12 protein-coding genes are annotated in these 17,063 nt (G+C 42.8%); 10 read left to right on the forward strand and 2 right to left on the reverse strand.

What is annotated here, in order from left to right:
- The first annotated feature begins 149 nt into the window (after positions 1 to 149).
- The gene (locus tag BK126_RS18550; RefSeq protein WP_083655963.1) at positions 150 to 1,484 is read left to right on the forward strand and encodes a condensation domain-containing protein; all 1,335 of its coding nucleotides are present in this window, start codon (positions 150 to 152) and stop codon (positions 1,482 to 1,484) included.
- 512 nt (positions 1,485 to 1,996) lie between these two features.
- Entirely contained in the window at positions 1,997 to 3,475 is a 1,479-nt protein-coding gene (locus BK126_RS18555) for an Lsa family ABC-F type ribosomal protection protein (protein WP_076314011.1), read from the forward strand.
- Between the two features lie 37 nt (positions 3,476 to 3,512).
- Here the strand turns inward: BK126_RS18555 and BK126_RS30265 are convergent, their stop codons facing one another.
- The gene (locus tag BK126_RS30265) at positions 3,513 to 3,761 is read right to left on the reverse strand and encodes an IS3 family transposase (RefSeq protein ID WP_076314012.1); all 249 of its coding nucleotides are present in this window, start codon (positions 3,759 to 3,761) and stop codon (positions 3,513 to 3,515) included.
- Between the two features lie 77 nt (positions 3,762 to 3,838).
- Between BK126_RS30265 and BK126_RS18565 the strand changes: the two genes are divergently transcribed.
- The 7 genes from BK126_RS18565 (at position 3,839) to BK126_RS18595 (ending at position 14,637) form a co-directional block, all read left to right on the forward strand.
- A complete protein-coding gene (locus tag BK126_RS18565; RefSeq protein ID WP_076314013.1) occupies positions 3,839 to 4,927 on the forward strand; it encodes an NAD(P)-dependent alcohol dehydrogenase in 1,089 nt (362 codons plus the stop codon).
- Positions 4,928 to 5,126: 199 nt separating this feature from the next.
- Positions 5,127 to 6,185: an LLM class flavin-dependent oxidoreductase gene (locus BK126_RS18570; RefSeq protein WP_076314014.1), complete on the forward strand. Its 1,059-nt coding sequence runs from the start codon at positions 5,127 to 5,129 to the stop codon at positions 6,183 to 6,185.
- Between the two features lie 19 nt (positions 6,186 to 6,204).
- On the forward strand, positions 6,205 to 6,771 hold the full coding sequence (locus tag BK126_RS18575) for an NADPH-dependent FMN reductase (protein WP_076314015.1): 567 nt from the start codon (positions 6,205 to 6,207) through the stop codon (positions 6,769 to 6,771).
- 8 nt (positions 6,772 to 6,779) lie between these two features.
- Positions 6,780 to 7,304 carry a riboflavin kinase gene (locus BK126_RS18580; protein WP_083655964.1) on the forward strand — a complete coding sequence of 175 codons (525 nt, stop codon included), beginning with the start codon at positions 6,780 to 6,782 and terminating at the stop codon, positions 7,302 to 7,304.
- A 360-nt stretch (positions 7,305 to 7,664) separates the two neighbouring features.
- Positions 7,665 to 9,422 (forward strand): right-handed parallel beta-helix repeat-containing protein, encoded by a 1,758-nt coding sequence (locus tag BK126_RS18585; RefSeq protein WP_076314017.1) that lies wholly within the window; start codon positions 7,665 to 7,667, stop codon positions 9,420 to 9,422.
- A gap of 50 nt (positions 9,423 to 9,472) precedes the next feature.
- The gene (locus BK126_RS18590; RefSeq protein ID WP_076314018.1) at positions 9,473 to 13,705 is read left to right on the forward strand and encodes a sugar-binding protein; all 4,233 of its coding nucleotides are present in this window, start codon (positions 9,473 to 9,475) and stop codon (positions 13,703 to 13,705) included.
- 188 nt (positions 13,706 to 13,893) lie between these two features.
- Entirely contained in the window at positions 13,894 to 14,637 is a 744-nt protein-coding gene (locus BK126_RS18595) for a phytanoyl-CoA dioxygenase family protein (RefSeq protein ID WP_076314019.1), read from the forward strand.
- A gap of 75 nt (positions 14,638 to 14,712) precedes the next feature.
- Here the strand turns inward: BK126_RS18595 and BK126_RS18600 are convergent, their stop codons facing one another.
- Positions 14,713 to 15,858: a Gfo/Idh/MocA family protein gene (locus tag BK126_RS18600; RefSeq protein WP_076314020.1), complete on the reverse strand. Its 1,146-nt coding sequence runs from the start codon at positions 15,856 to 15,858 to the stop codon at positions 14,713 to 14,715.
- A gap of 162 nt (positions 15,859 to 16,020) precedes the next feature.
- Between BK126_RS18600 and BK126_RS18605 the strand changes: the two genes are divergently transcribed.
- Entirely contained in the window at positions 16,021 to 16,908 is an 888-nt protein-coding gene (locus BK126_RS18605) for a helix-turn-helix domain-containing protein (RefSeq protein WP_076314021.1), read from the forward strand.
- The last annotated feature ends 155 nt before the right edge of the window (positions 16,909 to 17,063 follow it).

The raw sequence follows: 17,063 nt of genomic DNA on the forward strand, positions 1-17,063 counted from the left end.
GCGCTGCCGAATTAATGCAGCGCTGATTTGTTTTATACGAGCACTTGCTATCGTATTTGCTGACGGAAGAATCTACTCTACATTGTACTTGTCCACACATAAAATATGGGATATAAAGATGGGATAGTATATTAGTAGGAGGGATTACAATGAAAAACAAAAAGCTGCGCATCTATACCGAACGTCATATGTTGCGAAACCCTGCACTTACTGTATTGATGAAGATAAGCGTTGATGGACATTTTGATGAGCCGCGTTTTGAAAAGGCATTGCAAAAATTAAAACATGTTCATCCGTTACTTTATTCGTCCGTTGTCATAGATAATGACGGAGAGGCTTATTATCGTGAAAATGCCGTCCAACGACTTGAATTGCATTGTGCAATGCGTGAGCGTAAAGATCAATGGCTGGAGGTTGCCGAAACCGAAAACAAGCATCCCTTTCATTGTGAAAAAGGGCCACTTGTTCGTTTTTTTGTGTTTTACAGTGAAACGGACTTCGATATTCTGGCCATTGTACAACATTTGATTGGTGACGGTGACGCTATTGCCCGTTTGTTGCGGGACGTGGTAACTGCTTATGCGGGTATTGATTTGTCACATCAAGATCAAATACTCATTTCAAGTCAAAATGATTTTCCGCATACCGCAACACCAACTTTTCTTGTAAAAGCATTTACCCGAACAATGAATAAAATGTGGGATAAAGGTGAGAGGCGACGTTTTGGAGAACATGAATTTCAAGAAATGTTTTTTAACTATCATCAAATAGCGGATATTGGATTATCTTATTCAACGATAAACTCAAGTGAGATGAATGACTTATACATAGCATGCAAAGCACATGGCGTAACCGTAAATGAAGCAATTGTAACAGCATTAATTGGGGCTATGCAAGAAATTTGCCTACACAGGAGCAATAAAAAAACGGTTGTAGGAGTTCCAATAAATATGAGAAGACAACTTTCATTACCCACGGATGATTGCTTGGGCAACTTTGCTTCAGCTGTTACCATTAAAGAGCTCTACGATACAAAAAAAGATTTTTGGCAAAATGCCGTCCAGGTGCGAAGCAAGTTGAAATCAAAGTTGGAATCTGCTAAAGCCCCGTGGGTGCCCTTGAATCTTTTTGCACTCTTGAATCCTTTGCTTACTGACGCTATGTATTTTGCCGCTTATGGCAACTGTGATGATATGGCGGCAAAGAAAGCGGCGGCTATGCTTTCGATTGATAATCCTTCTTCTACGGCAGTATCTAATCTTGGACGGTTAAATTTTGATTGCCAGATAGGTTCATACCACATTCGTGATATGGTATTCTTTGCACCCAAAGCCCCCGGCAGTTATGTTGTGCTTGGAGTGGCCACATTAGCAGATAAAATGCAGATTGGATTTAGCTATGATCGAAAAAAAATATCATCTGATACTATGGAGGATGTAAGTTCAACGATGCTTGAGTTGCTAATCTCGAGATCACAGAGGTAATGAGGCGCGTCAAAGTTGTGAGAGAGCGGCTGCCAATTGTAATGTTAAGCTGGTGGAATCGCTCGTGATTCGTGACTTTACATAGGAAATCAATTATGCTAAGTTAATCAATGTTAGTCTCAATCAATAAGAAAGAGGTGAAAGCAATGTTAACCGTTTTTGGAATTATGTTTGGTGGTAAAAAAGCAAACGTGGATATAAAAACAGTTATCGGAGCTTATCCTCAACGACAAATTCAATGACATCATGTCTTGTATAGTTGTGAGTGATTTGTATTTAAGCGTAACACCGATAATTATATCGGTGTTTTTTTATGTTTTTATAATACAAGAAACCAATTGGAAATCCTATTGAAAAGGAGAGATAACATGGCTATAGAATTGGATGTTACGCATGTAATGCTCCGTATAAGTCGATATACTCCATCAAACTTATACGGAGTAAAGTAATACGGATGGATATACCGACTTTGTAATCATAAGAAAGGATGATATACAAAGGAGGATTTAAATATGTCAATAATCCAAGTTCAAAATTTGTCTTTCTCATATCCGAGCAGTTTCGATAACATCTTTGAAGATGTAAGCTTTCAGATCGATACAGATTGGAAGCTAGGCTTCATAGGCAGGAACGGACGAGGGAAAACAACTTTTTTCAATTTATTATTAGGGAAGTACGAATACATCGGAAAAATAAGTTCTTCGGTGGAATTTAATTATTTCCCCTATCCAGTCAAAGATAAAAGTAAATATACCTATGAAATTCTTGAAGAAATCTGCCCTCAAGCGGAAGACTGGGAATTTCTTAGAGAGATCGCTTATTTAGATGTTGATTCAGAAGCGATGTACCGCCCGTTTGAGACCTTATCGAACGGTGAGCAAACCAAGGTTTTACTTGCCGCTCTTTTTTTGAATGAAGGACAATTCTTGTTAATTGATGAGCCCACAAACCATTTAGATACGGAAGCTCGTAAGATGGTCTCTGATTATTTAAGGAGAAAAAAAGGATTTATTTTAATCTCGCATGACCGTCAGTTTTTAGATGGCTGCGTTGATCATATTTTGTCTATAAATAGAGCAAATATAGAAGTCCAAAGTGGGAATTATTCGTCTTGGAAACTGAATTTTGATCGCCAACAAGATCATGAAGAAGCAACAAATGAACGCTTGCAAAAGGATATCGGAAGGTTAAAACAATCTTCAAAACGTTCAGCAGGCTGGTCTAATCAAGTCGAAGCTTCAAAAAACGGAACAACGAATTCAGGATCTAAATTAGACAAAGGATTCGTTGGACATAAAGCTGCAAAAATGATGAAGCGCTCAAAAAATCTTGAAGCTCGGCAGCAAAAGGCGATTGAAGAAAAGTCGAAGCTCTTAAAAAACGTTGAAAAGACGGAATCCTTACAGTTAGAACCTTTGGAATACAAATCAAAGGAGCTTGTTCAATTAACTGATGTGTCTGTCATGTATGACGGCCAAATGGTGAATTCACCCATAAGTTTTAATGTCGAACCAGGAGATCGAATTGTATTGGACGGGAAGAACGGCAGTGGGAAAAGTAGTATTTTAAAATTAATTCTAGGCCATTCAATTCAGCATACAGGCACGGTGAATATAGGTTCCAGCCTCATCATTTCTTATGTTCAACAAGATACCTCGCATTTAAAGGGGATGTTATCGGATTTTATTGAGGAACATCAGATTGATGAAACGTTATTTAAATCCATTTTAAGAAAAATGGATTTTGACCGAATCCAGTTTGAAAAAGATATTTCCTTTTATTCAGGTGGACAGAAGAAAAAGCTGCTTATCGCGAAGAGTTTATGTGAAAAAGCTCATCTATATATTTGGGATGAACCATTAAATTTTATTGATATTTACTCACGCATGCAGATTGAAGAGCTTATCCAAACCTTTAAACCGACGATGGTTTTTGTGGAACATGACCATACCTTCCAAAAGAGAATTGCTACAAGAACAATAAAAATGTAACAAAAAAGGGCCGTGGGCGGCATGATGTAATAAGTCATCAAAAAACCTGAAATAATAGTAAACAAAAGACTCCCCTAGAGGGAGTCTGGTCAAGACCCCTTCTAACAAGCTGATTCCTGTACTCAACAGGGGTCAGCTTATTTAGTTTACTTTGCGCTCGTTCTTCATTATAAAAACGGATAAACTCTTCAATTCTTCTTTGTGCTTCCTCGATTGTGACATGCTGATTTGGGCGCCAACCTGTGGCAGCATGTCGTGGTATGCATGAGACGTCACGTGAATACATTATCGCTGTTTGGATAACTTAGTTTCATGAACTCATTTAAGGTATTTGATTGAGTTATCAATTTCTAGGAGGTAACCATGAAAATTCAAGCAGCTGTTACTCACGGTAAGGGAGAAGAATTCAAAATTGAAGAAGTAGAATTAGCAGCTCCAAAAGCAAATGAAGTGTTAGTGAAAATCGTTGCTACAGGTGTTTGTCATACAGACGCAGTTGCACGTGATGCAGCAATCACACCGCTGCCGGCTGTACTTGGACATGAGGGTGCAGGTATTGTAGAGGCGGTTGGTGAAGGAGTTACACGTTTAGCAAAAGGTGATCATATTGTATTATCATTCGCACATTGTGGCCATTGTGATAACTGTTTAACAGGTCACCCAACAGTTTGCGAAACGTTTAATGACTTAAACTTTGGTGGCATGCATGACGATCACACACATCGTTTATCAAAAGATGGTCAACAACTCTCAACATTCTTCGGTCAATCTTCATTCGGTACATTTGCCGTTGCTCATGAGCGCAATGTTGTCAAAGTAGATAAAGATGTGGATCTAGCATTACTTGGTCCTTTAGGCTGTGGGATTCAAACAGGTGCAGGTACTGTTTTAAATAAAATTAAGCCTGAATTCGGCTCCACAATTGCCATATATGGTGCAGGTGCAGTAGGTCTAAGTGCTATTATGGCCGCAAAAATTGTAGGATGCAAAACGATTATTGTCGTTGATGTACACGATTCACGCTTAGAGCTAGCGAAAGAGCTTGGTGCAACTCATTCATACAACGGAACAAAAGTGGATGTTGTGGAAAAAATTAAAAAATGTACAAACGGTGGTACAAATTACGCTGTCGATACAACAGGCGTTCCACCCGTTGTCCGTCAATGTTTACAAGCATTACGTCCACTAGGCGTTGCTGCGATTGTTGGATTTACACCAGAAATGAACATTGATGTGCATAATGATCTAATGGCCGAAGGAAAAACAATGATGGGTGTAATCGAAGGCGATTCAGTGCCCAATGTTTTTATTCCACAATTAATTGATTACTACAGAGCAGGTCAATTTCCATTTGATAAATTAGTAAAATTCTATGACTTCGCAGAAATAAACGAGGCATTTGAAGATTCTAAAAAAGGTTTGGCCATTAAACCCATAGTAAAAATAAGCTAGAGCATAACCGATATGGAGCATCGAAGTCGCTATTTTAGCGGCTTTTTTTGTTTTATCGGCACAAGTTCTTGTCCCAGCATAAAAGTTGACAGGAGTTGTATGATTAAATATACTTAATATAGTAACTAACAAAAATATATTAACAAAGATTTATTAATAGAACCATAGATCTCACAAGAGCGGAGAAAAGAGGATGAACATGGAACAATACCGGATTGATATAAACAACGGTTTAGAGTTTGGACTATATACATTGGGGGATCATTTAGCTAATCCTGAAACGGGTAAGCGGATATCAGCCAAACAGCGTATACAGGAAATCATTGAATTGGCGAAGCTTGCAGAACAAGCAGGCATTGAATTTTTTAGTGTTGGAGAGAGCCATCAGGAATATTTTGCAACTCAGGCCCACAGTGTTGTCCTGGCAGCCATAGCACAGGCTACAACTACAATGAAAATAGGCAGCTCATCTACAATAATAAGCACCTCTGATCCAGTCAGGGTGTACGAAGATTTTGCAACGATTGATCTTATATCGAATGGCCGGACTGAGATCATTGCAGGTCGTGCCTCTCGAGTAGGGTTATATCAGTTATTAGGATATGATCTCAACGATTATGAGGAGTTATTCGAAGAAAAGTTTGATTTGTTATTGAAGATAAACGAGAATGAAGTGCTGAATTGGAAAGGCGAATATCGTGCTCCTCTTAACCAAGCAAGAATTCTCCCGCGACCTGAAGAAGGCTATCTACCTATTTGGAGAGCCGTAGGGGGAACCCCTGCCAGTGCAATTAAAGCAGGTGTTGCAGGAGTTCCTATGTTTTTGGCTCATCTAGGTGGACCAGCCGTGTTATTTAAAAGATCCATTGATGCTTACCGAGAAGCTGCACGTCAAAATGGACATGATCCGTTGAAATTACCTGTAGCAACCGCCGGATTCTTTTATGTAGATGAAACGACACAAAAGGCTCAAAGAGCCTATTATCCTTATATTAATGAGGGAATGAAATTAACCAATGGACGTGGGTTTCCAAAACAGGCATTTGCACAAGGAGCTGACTCCCGTGATGTTATGAATATTGGCAGCCCACAAGAAATCATAGAGAAGATCCTATACCAGCACGAACTCTTTGGGCATCAGAGATATATTGCGCAAATGGATTTTGGTGGAGTTCCTTTTAAGAACTTAATGAAGAACATCGATATCATTGGCAATGAAATTTTACCAGCGATAAAGAAGCATACAGCTAAAAAATAAGACATTGGAGGTCAGTAGTATGAAAGTTGTCGTATTGTCCGGTTCGAAGATCGGCTCCAAAACCAGAATCGCTATGAATTACACCGTAAACTCGATTCACAATAAGTATCCGGATGCTGATGTTACATTATTAGATCTGGCTCTCTTTGATGTTCAATTCAGTGATGGACGGAATTATATGGAGCATGAAGGAGACACGAAATTCGTCATTCAAACCGTTATGGAGGCAGATGTGATTGTGATTGGAACTCCTATTTTCCAAGCCTCCATTCCAGCGACACTGAAAAATATATTTGATTTGGCACCTGAAAAAGCCTTCCAAGGGAAGGTAGTAAGCATGATCATTACGGCAGGCTCTCAGCGGCACTTCCTCGTTGCAGAACAACAATTAAAGCCCATTTTGACTTTCATGAAAGCTCAAATGGTATCAACCTATGTTTTTATTGAAGAAAAGGATTTCCTTCGCAAAGAGATTGTGAATGATGATGTCTTATTTCGTATAGACCGCTTAGTGGAAGATACCTTCGTATTAGCGGAGACTTACACTAAGATCCTAGAGGCTGAAGAAGCGAAATATGGATTTTAAAGGAGCCAATGATGATGACTAATAAGGAGATTACGATTAAGAAACCATTGACGCCTGAGAATCGATCCCTTGGTGAGCTTGTGATACAGGGGGATATGGAGAGAATTATACAACTGTATGGACACCCATATACGATTAAAGGGACCGTGGTACATGGTCAAGCACTGGGAAGAACGTTAGGCTATCCAACCATAAATCTTGGAGGGGAAGCTGACCTCTATGTATCTCCAAAGCCTGGAATCTATTTCGGGACTTCAGTAATATTTGAAGGAGATCGGGAGACTGAGCAATATAACGCCATAATAAGCGCTGGTTACCGTCCTACAGTAGGTGGAGAATCTTATTTTATTGAAGCCTTTTTATTAGATTATTCTGGCGATATGTACGGTCGGAATGTATCACTTCAATTTTTAAAATATGTGAGGGAAGAAATTACGTTTGCCAATCTTGACGAGTTAATCATACAAATGAAATTAGATGAACAGCACGCCAGAGATTACTTTAGCCATAAAAACTTACTGAATAAACAGTGATATCATGAAGAATCTGCTAATACGATAATACGATTCTCATATATGTGACAGTAATCTTTTTAGAAACAAATGGAGGCTCTCTACGAACTGAGAAATAACCTTCTAAAGGGCAATAGCCTGTTTCCCGTACTTAAAGACTCGGGAGCAGGCTATTGTTGTATAGCATCATTTTTTAATGAAACTGCTTAAACAAACATAGTCAATCTTAAGATTATAATATGTGATTATTCGAGCACACGAAGTATGATGAAAGAGTCTCGTCAGAAATCTATCCGGGAGGTGAGAAGAGTCATGAGAAGCACAAAATTGTAAGCGGCATCATTTGATGGCGCAGCAGGCTCAATCAAAAAGGAGGAATTCATGATGATGAAAAAAAGTTTGGCTAAGCTATTCACGGCAGCCATGTGTTTGATAAGCGCCAGCCTATTAGGGGCGTCGCTAGACAAAGCGCATGCGGATACGGCGTATTATGTGAGTCCGACAGGCCAGAATAGCAGCGGGTATGGTACGAATCCCTCGACTCCTTTCCGGACGATCCAATATGCGGCTGACCGGACTAATCCGGGTGATACCGTCTACGTCATGAATGGAACCTATTCCGAAACAAACAATGAAGCCGTATTAAAAGTCACTCGATCCGGGAATGAAAATGCCTACATAACGTACAAAAATTATCCCGGACACAGCCCGAAACTGACAACGGATTCTGCTTGGAATCACATCCTCGTAGCAAGCGCCTCCTACATCCGCATAGAAGGCTTTGAAATTGCCGGAAACAATGCCAACCTTACCCTGAGTCAAGGGGAAGCGCGTTATAATCATTATCTGCAGAACTATCCATCCGGCACGGTTGACTGGGATTACATGGCTGTAACGAATACGAACGGTATTAATGTCAAGCCTGCCAGTACGACAAGCGCAAAACCCAGTCATATCATTATCGAAAATAATAGTGTTCACGATGTGCCCGGCGGAGGCATCCTCACAGAGGAATCCGACTATATTACCATCCAGAACAATAACGTCTATAACAACGCGTGGTACGCGGTTTATGCAAATAGCGGTATCAGCGTCTTTCACTCTTATAATTCGGATAACAATACCAGTAATTATAAAAACATCGTACGCAACAACGAGGTGTATAACAACAAAGGGCTTGTTAAGTGGGTGAAGACGGAAGATTATTCGGATGGCAATGGCATTATTATCGATGACAACAAAAACACGCAGCTGGATGGCAGATTGGCGCCGTATACCGGGAAGACGCTGGTAACCAACAATATTACGTACAACAACGGGGGCTCGGGCATTCACTCCTACTCCAGCGCAAGGGTCGATATTATGAATAATACGTCCTACCAGAATGCTTCCCAGCTTAACTACGGTGAAATATACGCGCATGACAGCACAAATGTTAACTTGTTCAACAATATCATGTATGCACGCACTGGGCGACATATAACGTCGAACTCCAATAACAGCAATGTGAATTATAACTACAATATTTATTACAATGGAACCCCTGCCGTAAGCGGGCCGAACGATATTACCTCTGATCCGTTATTCTATAATGCGGAAGCCGGAGATTTCCGTGTCCATATCGGTTCGAAAGCGATCGACAACGGGACTTCTAGTCTAGCACCGAACCATGACTTTAGCGACAATTCGCGTCCAAGAGGATTTGCGCCGGACCGTGGCGCCTACGAAAGCCAAAATATAATCGGGAATCCCAGCTTCGAGTGGGGCAGCTTGACGGGCTGGGACAAGGAGCAGAATGCAGCAGGGATAACGGTCGTCTCAAATGGGACTTATAGCGGAACCCATAAAGTGGCGTTCGACACGACTGCAGCCACAAAATTATCGCAATCCAGAACCGCACCAGCAACTAAAACATATACCGCAACCGCTTATATAACCACGAATATTGCAGATAACATCAAATTGAACATCGAGGTCAACGGTGTAGCCAAAGGTACGCAGACAGTTGCTGCAGGCGGCGGGTACAAGAAGGCGACGGTTACCTTCTCAGCGAATGCGAATGACACGATAAAAGTATCCATTACCGCACCACAGACTTCAGGCGGTTGGGTCGGAATTGACAATATCTCAGTAGAATAATAGTGCCGAACTTCTATAAGATCATTTCAATACAACAGGAGGTTGACGAAGTGAAGAGGATAGTAGGACAGATCTTGATATTCGCGTTGTTTATTAGTTCATTTTATTCGGCTGTGCCTGCGGAGAAGGTGTTCGCCGACAGCGGGTCCAAACGATACGAAGCGGAGGCTGCAATACTAGAGAATGCTTCTGTAACAGATGCTGTTTACGTGGACATGTCCAATGAAGCATCCAGCATCACTTGGGATACAGTGAGTGCTTCCGTGTATGCGAATTATAATTTGAACATTAAATACAGCAGCAGTGCAAGTGGTATTGTAAAGCTCCATGTCAACGGTCAAGAAGTTGCCTCATTTACAACGGGACAAGAGGGAACACAAGAAAACTCGGTATGGAGCGATCTGAACGCCATTGTTACGCTTCATCCCGGCACTAATGTCATTCTACTGACATCGGAGGGGAAAGGCGGTCCTCTGGTCGATTATCTGGATGTCACACCATTCACGAAATTTATTGAAGGTGAATCGGGTCATGGCACAACGCATGTGAATCATACTTTTGGAGCCAACACAGCTGCTGCGCCAGGCTTTTCCGGTACAGGCTATGTCATTATTCCAGGCGGCAGAACACCGCCCGCATACTTACTATGGGATAACATTTCTATTGCAGAAACAGGAAGCTATACACTTAAATTCAGATATAATAATGCCGATAACGGAGCCAGACCCGTAAATCTTAAAGTAAATGATGTAGAGGTTCCAGGTTTTACGGGAGCAAGTACAGGCTCTTGGAGTAATTGGCAGCTTCAAGAAATCAAGAATGTTACCTTAAATGCCGGAACGAATTCGATAAAAATAGAGCCTAAATTAACAGCAGCAGGTCTAACGGCAGCTATGCCCAATATTGATCGAATTGAAATCCATCCGGAGTCCATTCCGGTCATAGGTGATCAAATCTTTCGAACAACAACCTTCGAGGCAGATGATGTAGATCCTGTCATTGCAGCGACTCCTGTTGGAGCAAATCTGGTTACTCCATTATTAGATGGCAAACCGGTGGATCCTTCTTCTAATACCGCTGTTACTTTAACTGAAGAGAATGGCAACCGGATGGCGCAGGTTACAATCCCTGCACGAAGTACGGGAACCATTGGATTTCCGTTCCATAGCAGCTGGACAACCCCTGTTTCCATGAATAGCTACACCATCGAAGCTAACCTGATGTTTAAAGATCAAAAGGCTAATTATTTGTTTAATCTCGTAAATGGTTCCGGTTCGCTTCATAATCCAATGCTCGTATTTGGTATGGACGGAAAGATGTACGCTCGTTCAGACAACAGCGCAAATGGTGCGTTGGCAGCTAGGACGGACTGGGAAATTAATACTTCCTATAAGATAAAGATGATAGCTCATGTCGATACAAAAAGCTATGATCTCTACCTTAATGACACCCAAATTGTAAATAATGAACCTATGAAAAATGAAAATTACTCTAGCGGCCTGAAAGCCTTTTATCTGCAAGTAAAGGACGGGCCGCATGAGGAGACAGCCGTAATCGTCGATAACATTAAGCTTTCTGGTTCCAATGTGGCTGGATCTGCGCCGGTAGTAAAACCGAATCCTGGAGAGTATTATATTGACTTTCCTTATATTGGAGAACCTGTGGATTATTATGTTAGTCCCTCGGGTTTGGATACCAATGATGGTTTGACGCCAGAAACCGCATTCAAAAACATTCAAACGGCCGCAGCATTAACAAACCCGGGAGATACCGTATATATTATGCCGGGTACCTATACAGCGAGTAACACGAGCTACGGAAGTGAATGGTTAAAGATTACACGCTCAGGCGCCAAAAATAAAAATACGGGCGAAACAGCTTATATTACGTACAAAGCCTATGATTTTAACAACAAGCCCAAGCTTAAGCTGGCCGATAACGTTCCGGGCATATGGAATATGGTCGATATTCAAGCGAATTACATTATTATTGATGGACTTGAAGTCGAAGGCAACAATATGAACATTTCGTTGGAGCAAGCAGAGGCAAACTATGAGCACAAAATAGCGGGCGGCTCGAACTGGGCCGAATATGCAAAGACCAACACCAATGGGATTAATGTTAAAGGACATCACATCATTGTCAAAAACTCGTATGTCCATCATATGGCTGGCGGCGGCATTGGCGGAGCAGGCGACTATATGTGGTTTGATCATAATATCAGTCACAGCAACAGCTGGTACTCGATGCATGCAACCAGTGGCATGGGTTCGATAAACAATGTGTCTTTCGATGATAATACGGCGGATTACAAAATTATCATGAGCAATAACATTATTTATGATAATGAAGCTAAAGTGAAGTGGGAAAAAACCAAAGGCTATTCGGATGGCAACGGCATTATCTTTGATGTTGATGACGGCTATTACGGAAAGAAATTAGCTTTCAATAATATTGTCTATAACAATGGCGGCGGTGGTATCCACATTTATAGAAGCAATAATGTTCATGTCATCAACAACACGATATATCATAACAGTAGAAGCCCGCATCTGAAATATCCCAATATGGATGCTCAATCTAGTGACAATTCCATCTTGATAAACAATATCTCGATTGCTAGGGATGAAGAGGGTGAATATGCCAATCTAAACAGTGGCTGGAATAATATGTTTGCCAACAACATTTACGGCGGCAATGTTCGGTTCTTGGATCAGAATGAACAGGTTATCAATCCCAAATTCGTAAATGTTTCTCAGGCAAATGGCAGTTTTGATTTCACATTGCAAGCAGATTCACCAGCAATCGATACCGGTACACGCGAGATATTCTCTAAATTGCCGCGGATTGCTGAAGGTTTTGGAGATGAAGTAGGTATCGATTCTCCATTCTCAAAGGACTTTTTAGGCAATGATCGTCCTTATGCCGGAGTCGGATCCAATAATAGAATTGATATCGGAGCCTATGAAACTGAATATAATAATCCAGAATACTTGGTAGATGACTCTATTGAGTTTAAGACGCCGATTCCGGATGAAATTCTGAAAGCAAAGGCATCGAAAGGAACACCGGAATTAGATGGCGAGATTGACGAGATCTGGTCAACAACAGAAAGCTTCCAGGCGATGAAGATCAGTGACCCTACCAAGGCAGCGCCTATGGCAACTATGCGTTTGCTATGGGATGAACATAATCTTTATGTCCTGGCCGAGGTTGAGGATGACAACCTAAGTGTCAGAGGTGCGAATTTGTGGGAACACGATTCCATGGAGTTCTTCATGGATGAGAACAATGGAAATTCGACAGCATTTCAATTAGATGACGGTCACTATCGAGTGAATTACGAGAATCTGAGAACGGGGGGATCCCGCGGTAAGGGCATTAACGCGAGCAGTTTCTCCTCAGCAGCGAAAGTAGTAGATGGCGGATACATTATTGAAGCTAAGCTGCCGCTTACAACCATAACAGGCTCCGTCGGGAAAGTTATTGGTTTCGATGCTGGAGCAAGCGATGACAACAATGATGATGGCATCCGCGATAATGCAACCATGTGGAGCAACCAACGCTTTAATTCCCATGAATCCACGGAGTGGTATGGGGATGTAACCTTTGTTGAAGCGGGGGATCTTCCGACAACGCCGGGGCCAGCACCGACGCCGGTTGTGGAGGGTTCTATGATTCAGTTGACACCAACCCTCACAGGTAATACGGCCAAGGCGGAGCTCTCACAGGAACTGCTCGACGACTTGCTCAAGCAAGCGGAAAGCGATGCAAGAGGCGAGAAAAACGTAAGAATTAAGCTCAACCCGATCGCTAACGCCAAATCGTATAGTCAAAGCCTGCCGGCACAAATGTTCAAGGAAGGCGATGGCAAGATCTCACTGACGGTACAGTCGGAGCTTGGTACGATTACATTATCTAACGATATGCTGAAGGCGAATGATTTAGCAGACGCTTCAAGCGTACAGATTGTTATAACAGCTGCAGATACATCCGGCCTGAAGCAGGAATTGAAGGAAAGAATCGGCAGCAAGCCCGTTCTGGATCTCTCCGTACGGGTTGATGGTCAATTAATCGCATGGAAAAACAACAAGTCACCCGTAACCGTATCCGTCGATTACGAGCCAACAGCTGAGGAATTGGAAAAACCGGAGAATATCTTCGTGTGGTATATTGACGCCAAGGGTAAGGTTGTCAAATTACCATCTGGAAAATATGATACCGCATCCGGGAAAGTTACGTTTACAACTTCTCACTTTAGTCTGTTTGCAGTTGCTTATTAGATGAACAGCTTCGTGATGCTTCACACAGGATCGATGACCGTTACAGTGGAAGGCGATTCCTATAACGTGGTTTATACTCGAATATCAAGGACAGACACAATAAGGTGAATTGCAGCCATTGTTCGGAAGTAGGCGTCGACGTATGCTTAAGGCATGAAAGACACCAAGCGAACAAAGGAGACAATGAGATGAACACGACATTTATTCCGCCGCTCAAGCCTTTGACGGATGAGCAAATCGAGCAGTTCCGGGAGCAAGGATTTATTCTGTTTAAGAAAGGCATGTCGGAGGATTTAATCGAGGCCTTTAACGGACACGTCTACGATATTCGGAACCAATCGCCTATGCCGGAGTGGGCAGCTTGCGAAGAGAGCAAGAAGTATTCCCTTCGTCTATTTAACCCGCATAAACACGACAGCTTCTCGAGGCAATTGATGAAAAACGCTATCGTTCGCGGAGCGCTGGAGCAGTTGATGGGCAAGGAAGCCGTATGCGTGCAGAGCATGTATTTCTACAAAGAGCCGGGTTCCCCGGGGCAAGCTGCTCATCAAGATTACTATTACATTAAGAATGATCCGATGACGATGATTGCGGCATGGATCGCGATGGAGGAGTCGGTGGATGTCGAGAATGGTTGTCTGTGGGTTATGCCCGGCACGCACAAGCTTGGCCTGCTTCCGCATGGTGCTGTAAAAAATATCGAGGAGCACGAGCATTGGACGGAGGAGACCGAAGGGGTAGATACAACAAAACAGGTACCGGTTCTGATGGAGAAAGGCGATATCCTGTTCTTCAGCGAGCTGCTCATTCATTCCTCGAACAAAAATAGGAGCTTAAATCGTTGGCGGAGGTCATACGTGTGTCATTACATTCGCGAAGATTCCAGCGTGCTTCATCGTGAAGATTTGCGTCAGAAGTATCCGCTTTATTAGGAGGCGGCGAAATCGACGGCCTTAGTCCATTGGTATCGGGGCTAAGGCCGTCTTTTTGTGCCAAATATTCTGCTGTTACTCCTCAAACGAAGGAATCAGTACTTCCTTTCCGCCTTTCATGGCGGATTCGTGCGCGCAAATGCCGGCAGCTGTCCAGTTGGCTGCAGTCACGGCGTCGATACGAGGCTTGCGATCCTCGACGATACTCCGTATAAACTCATGCACCAAATGCGGATGGGAACCATGATGGCCATTTCCCTGGAGTACGGATTGATGCGGGTTGTTCGGATCCAGCTCATCTTGATTCGTAATGTAATAAGCTAGCTCAGGAGGCAGCAAATCGGGACGGGCAGGCGGAGCAACACGTTCCGTATGAATGTTACGGCCCCTGCCTTCCTCCAGATCGCCCATCTTGAACAGGATAGGCGCTTCATCTTCCATATGCCATTCCATTGAAGCTTTCTCCCCATAGATATTGAAGCTCTCCATATACGCTCTTGCCGTGTGGAACAAAGTACGTGTGACCTCTGCACTGATCGGCTCCTTATCCAGTTGGAAAATCGCCGTCTCCACCGGATAGGGGTTGCCATATCGCTGTACAAGCTCCTCACGCATCGTACCGGAGCCAAAGCAGTGCACTTTGGTCGCACGCGCACCGGTTATGGCCAGAAGAGGAGAAACGGCGTGTGTTGCATAGTGCATCGGGGGAAGACCCATCCAGTAGGCAGGCCAATTCTCCATGTCCTGATAATGGGCGCCGCGAAGGAATTGTATCGGACCAAACTCGCCGCGATCCATCATCTCCTGTGCATACAAAAATTGATAAGTATAGACCGCAGTCTCCATCATCATATAATTTCGGTTGTTGAGCTTCTGGGCCGCAACGATAGCCTTCAGTTCATCAATGGTTGTGGCCATAGGAACAGTGCAGGCGCAATGCTTGCCCGCATTCAATACAGCTATGGATTGCTGCGCATGCATGGGAATCGGAGTAACTAAATGGACGGCGTCATATTCATCGGAACGAAGTATTTCTTGCAGATCCGTGTAACGGCGCTCGAAGCCGAACTTATCCCCGTACTGTTGCAGCAGCGTTTCGTCCGGATCGCATATGGCTACATGCTCTACATCGGGATGTGCATGATAGATCGGGGCAAACGCACCTCCAAACCTAAGGCCTGCAAGCGCGACCCGTAATTTTCTGCCTTGTTGGTTGTTCATATAGGTGATCTCTCCTTTATTGATGTTATGAATAATTCTATTATTACGAAACGTTTAACCGTTGAGAATGAACCGATTCGCAGAATAAATATACTTTGTTCAGGTTTTTAATGAAGTCGAAAGTAAGTAAAAAAAACAGACTCATAGATTGGGGGTGGAGTCTTGCACGAGGTTATACTTCTGGGAAGCGAGTACCCGCTTGTTCGCGACATAGGTACGACGTATACCCAAGGCCGATGGATACATCCGGAACGTGTTGCGGACTACCATGTATGTATTTATTGCATACAAGGCCAAATGCAGGTTGTTGAGGATGGGAAGGAGTACATTCTGCGAGACGGAGATATTATGTTTTTGAAGAAAGGTGTTCATCATTGGGGTGGCGAAGGAACGCTTCCCGGTACTTCGACCTTATGGATCCACTTCTACGATTCACCGAATAACCAGGTTGAATTGCCGGCAACGGAACAAACATCTCTTCATCAAATGCTGTTCGCTCCTACTGATCAACTATTCTCAAAAAGTCAGTACGAGTGTACAGTCGTTCTGCCGAAGTTGATGAATGTCAAAGGATTCCCGCACATGAACAGAAAAGCCCGAGAGCTTTATGAGCTATATTCGTCATCACGGCCATTTCGTCATCTCTATGTATCCCTGGAGACGATGTCTCTGTTCCTGGAGATCTACCGGATCTCACTCATGCGTCACATTCCCGGCAAGTCTGATGCGCTCGTTCAGAAATTGGCTAGATATTTGGAGGAGCACTGTGAGGAAGAACTGGATATAGAGCGAATAAAATCAACATTTCAACGTAACTACAACTACCTCAGCACTTTGTTCAAAGCCAAGCTCGGGACGAGCATCTTCTGCTTTCATGAACGGCAGCGTATCATGAAGGCGGCCGAATTGTTGAAGAACACATCAATGAATATTACCGAGGTGAGCTATGCTCTTCAATTCAATAGTCCTTATTATTTCAGTCGGGTGTTCAAGAAGGTGATGGGCGAGTCGCCGACCGATTATATTAAAAATATTTACCGGATGAAGTAGGACTACTTGGATAGTTTCATGTTAGAAAAGATAGGGTCTGGAACGAGAAGATAATTGACCATGTTTTATAGAGGTTTCTCCATTGAGGCCATGCCACAAGAGAGTATAATCATAGGTGAGCGAAAGTAAATCATCCATATGTTTGTATGGGAAGA

Source organism: Paenibacillus sp. FSL H7-0326 (assembly GCF_001955535.1).
In the GTDB taxonomy this organism is placed as follows: domain Bacteria; phylum Bacillota; class Bacilli; order Paenibacillales; family Paenibacillaceae; genus Paenibacillus; species Paenibacillus shunpengii.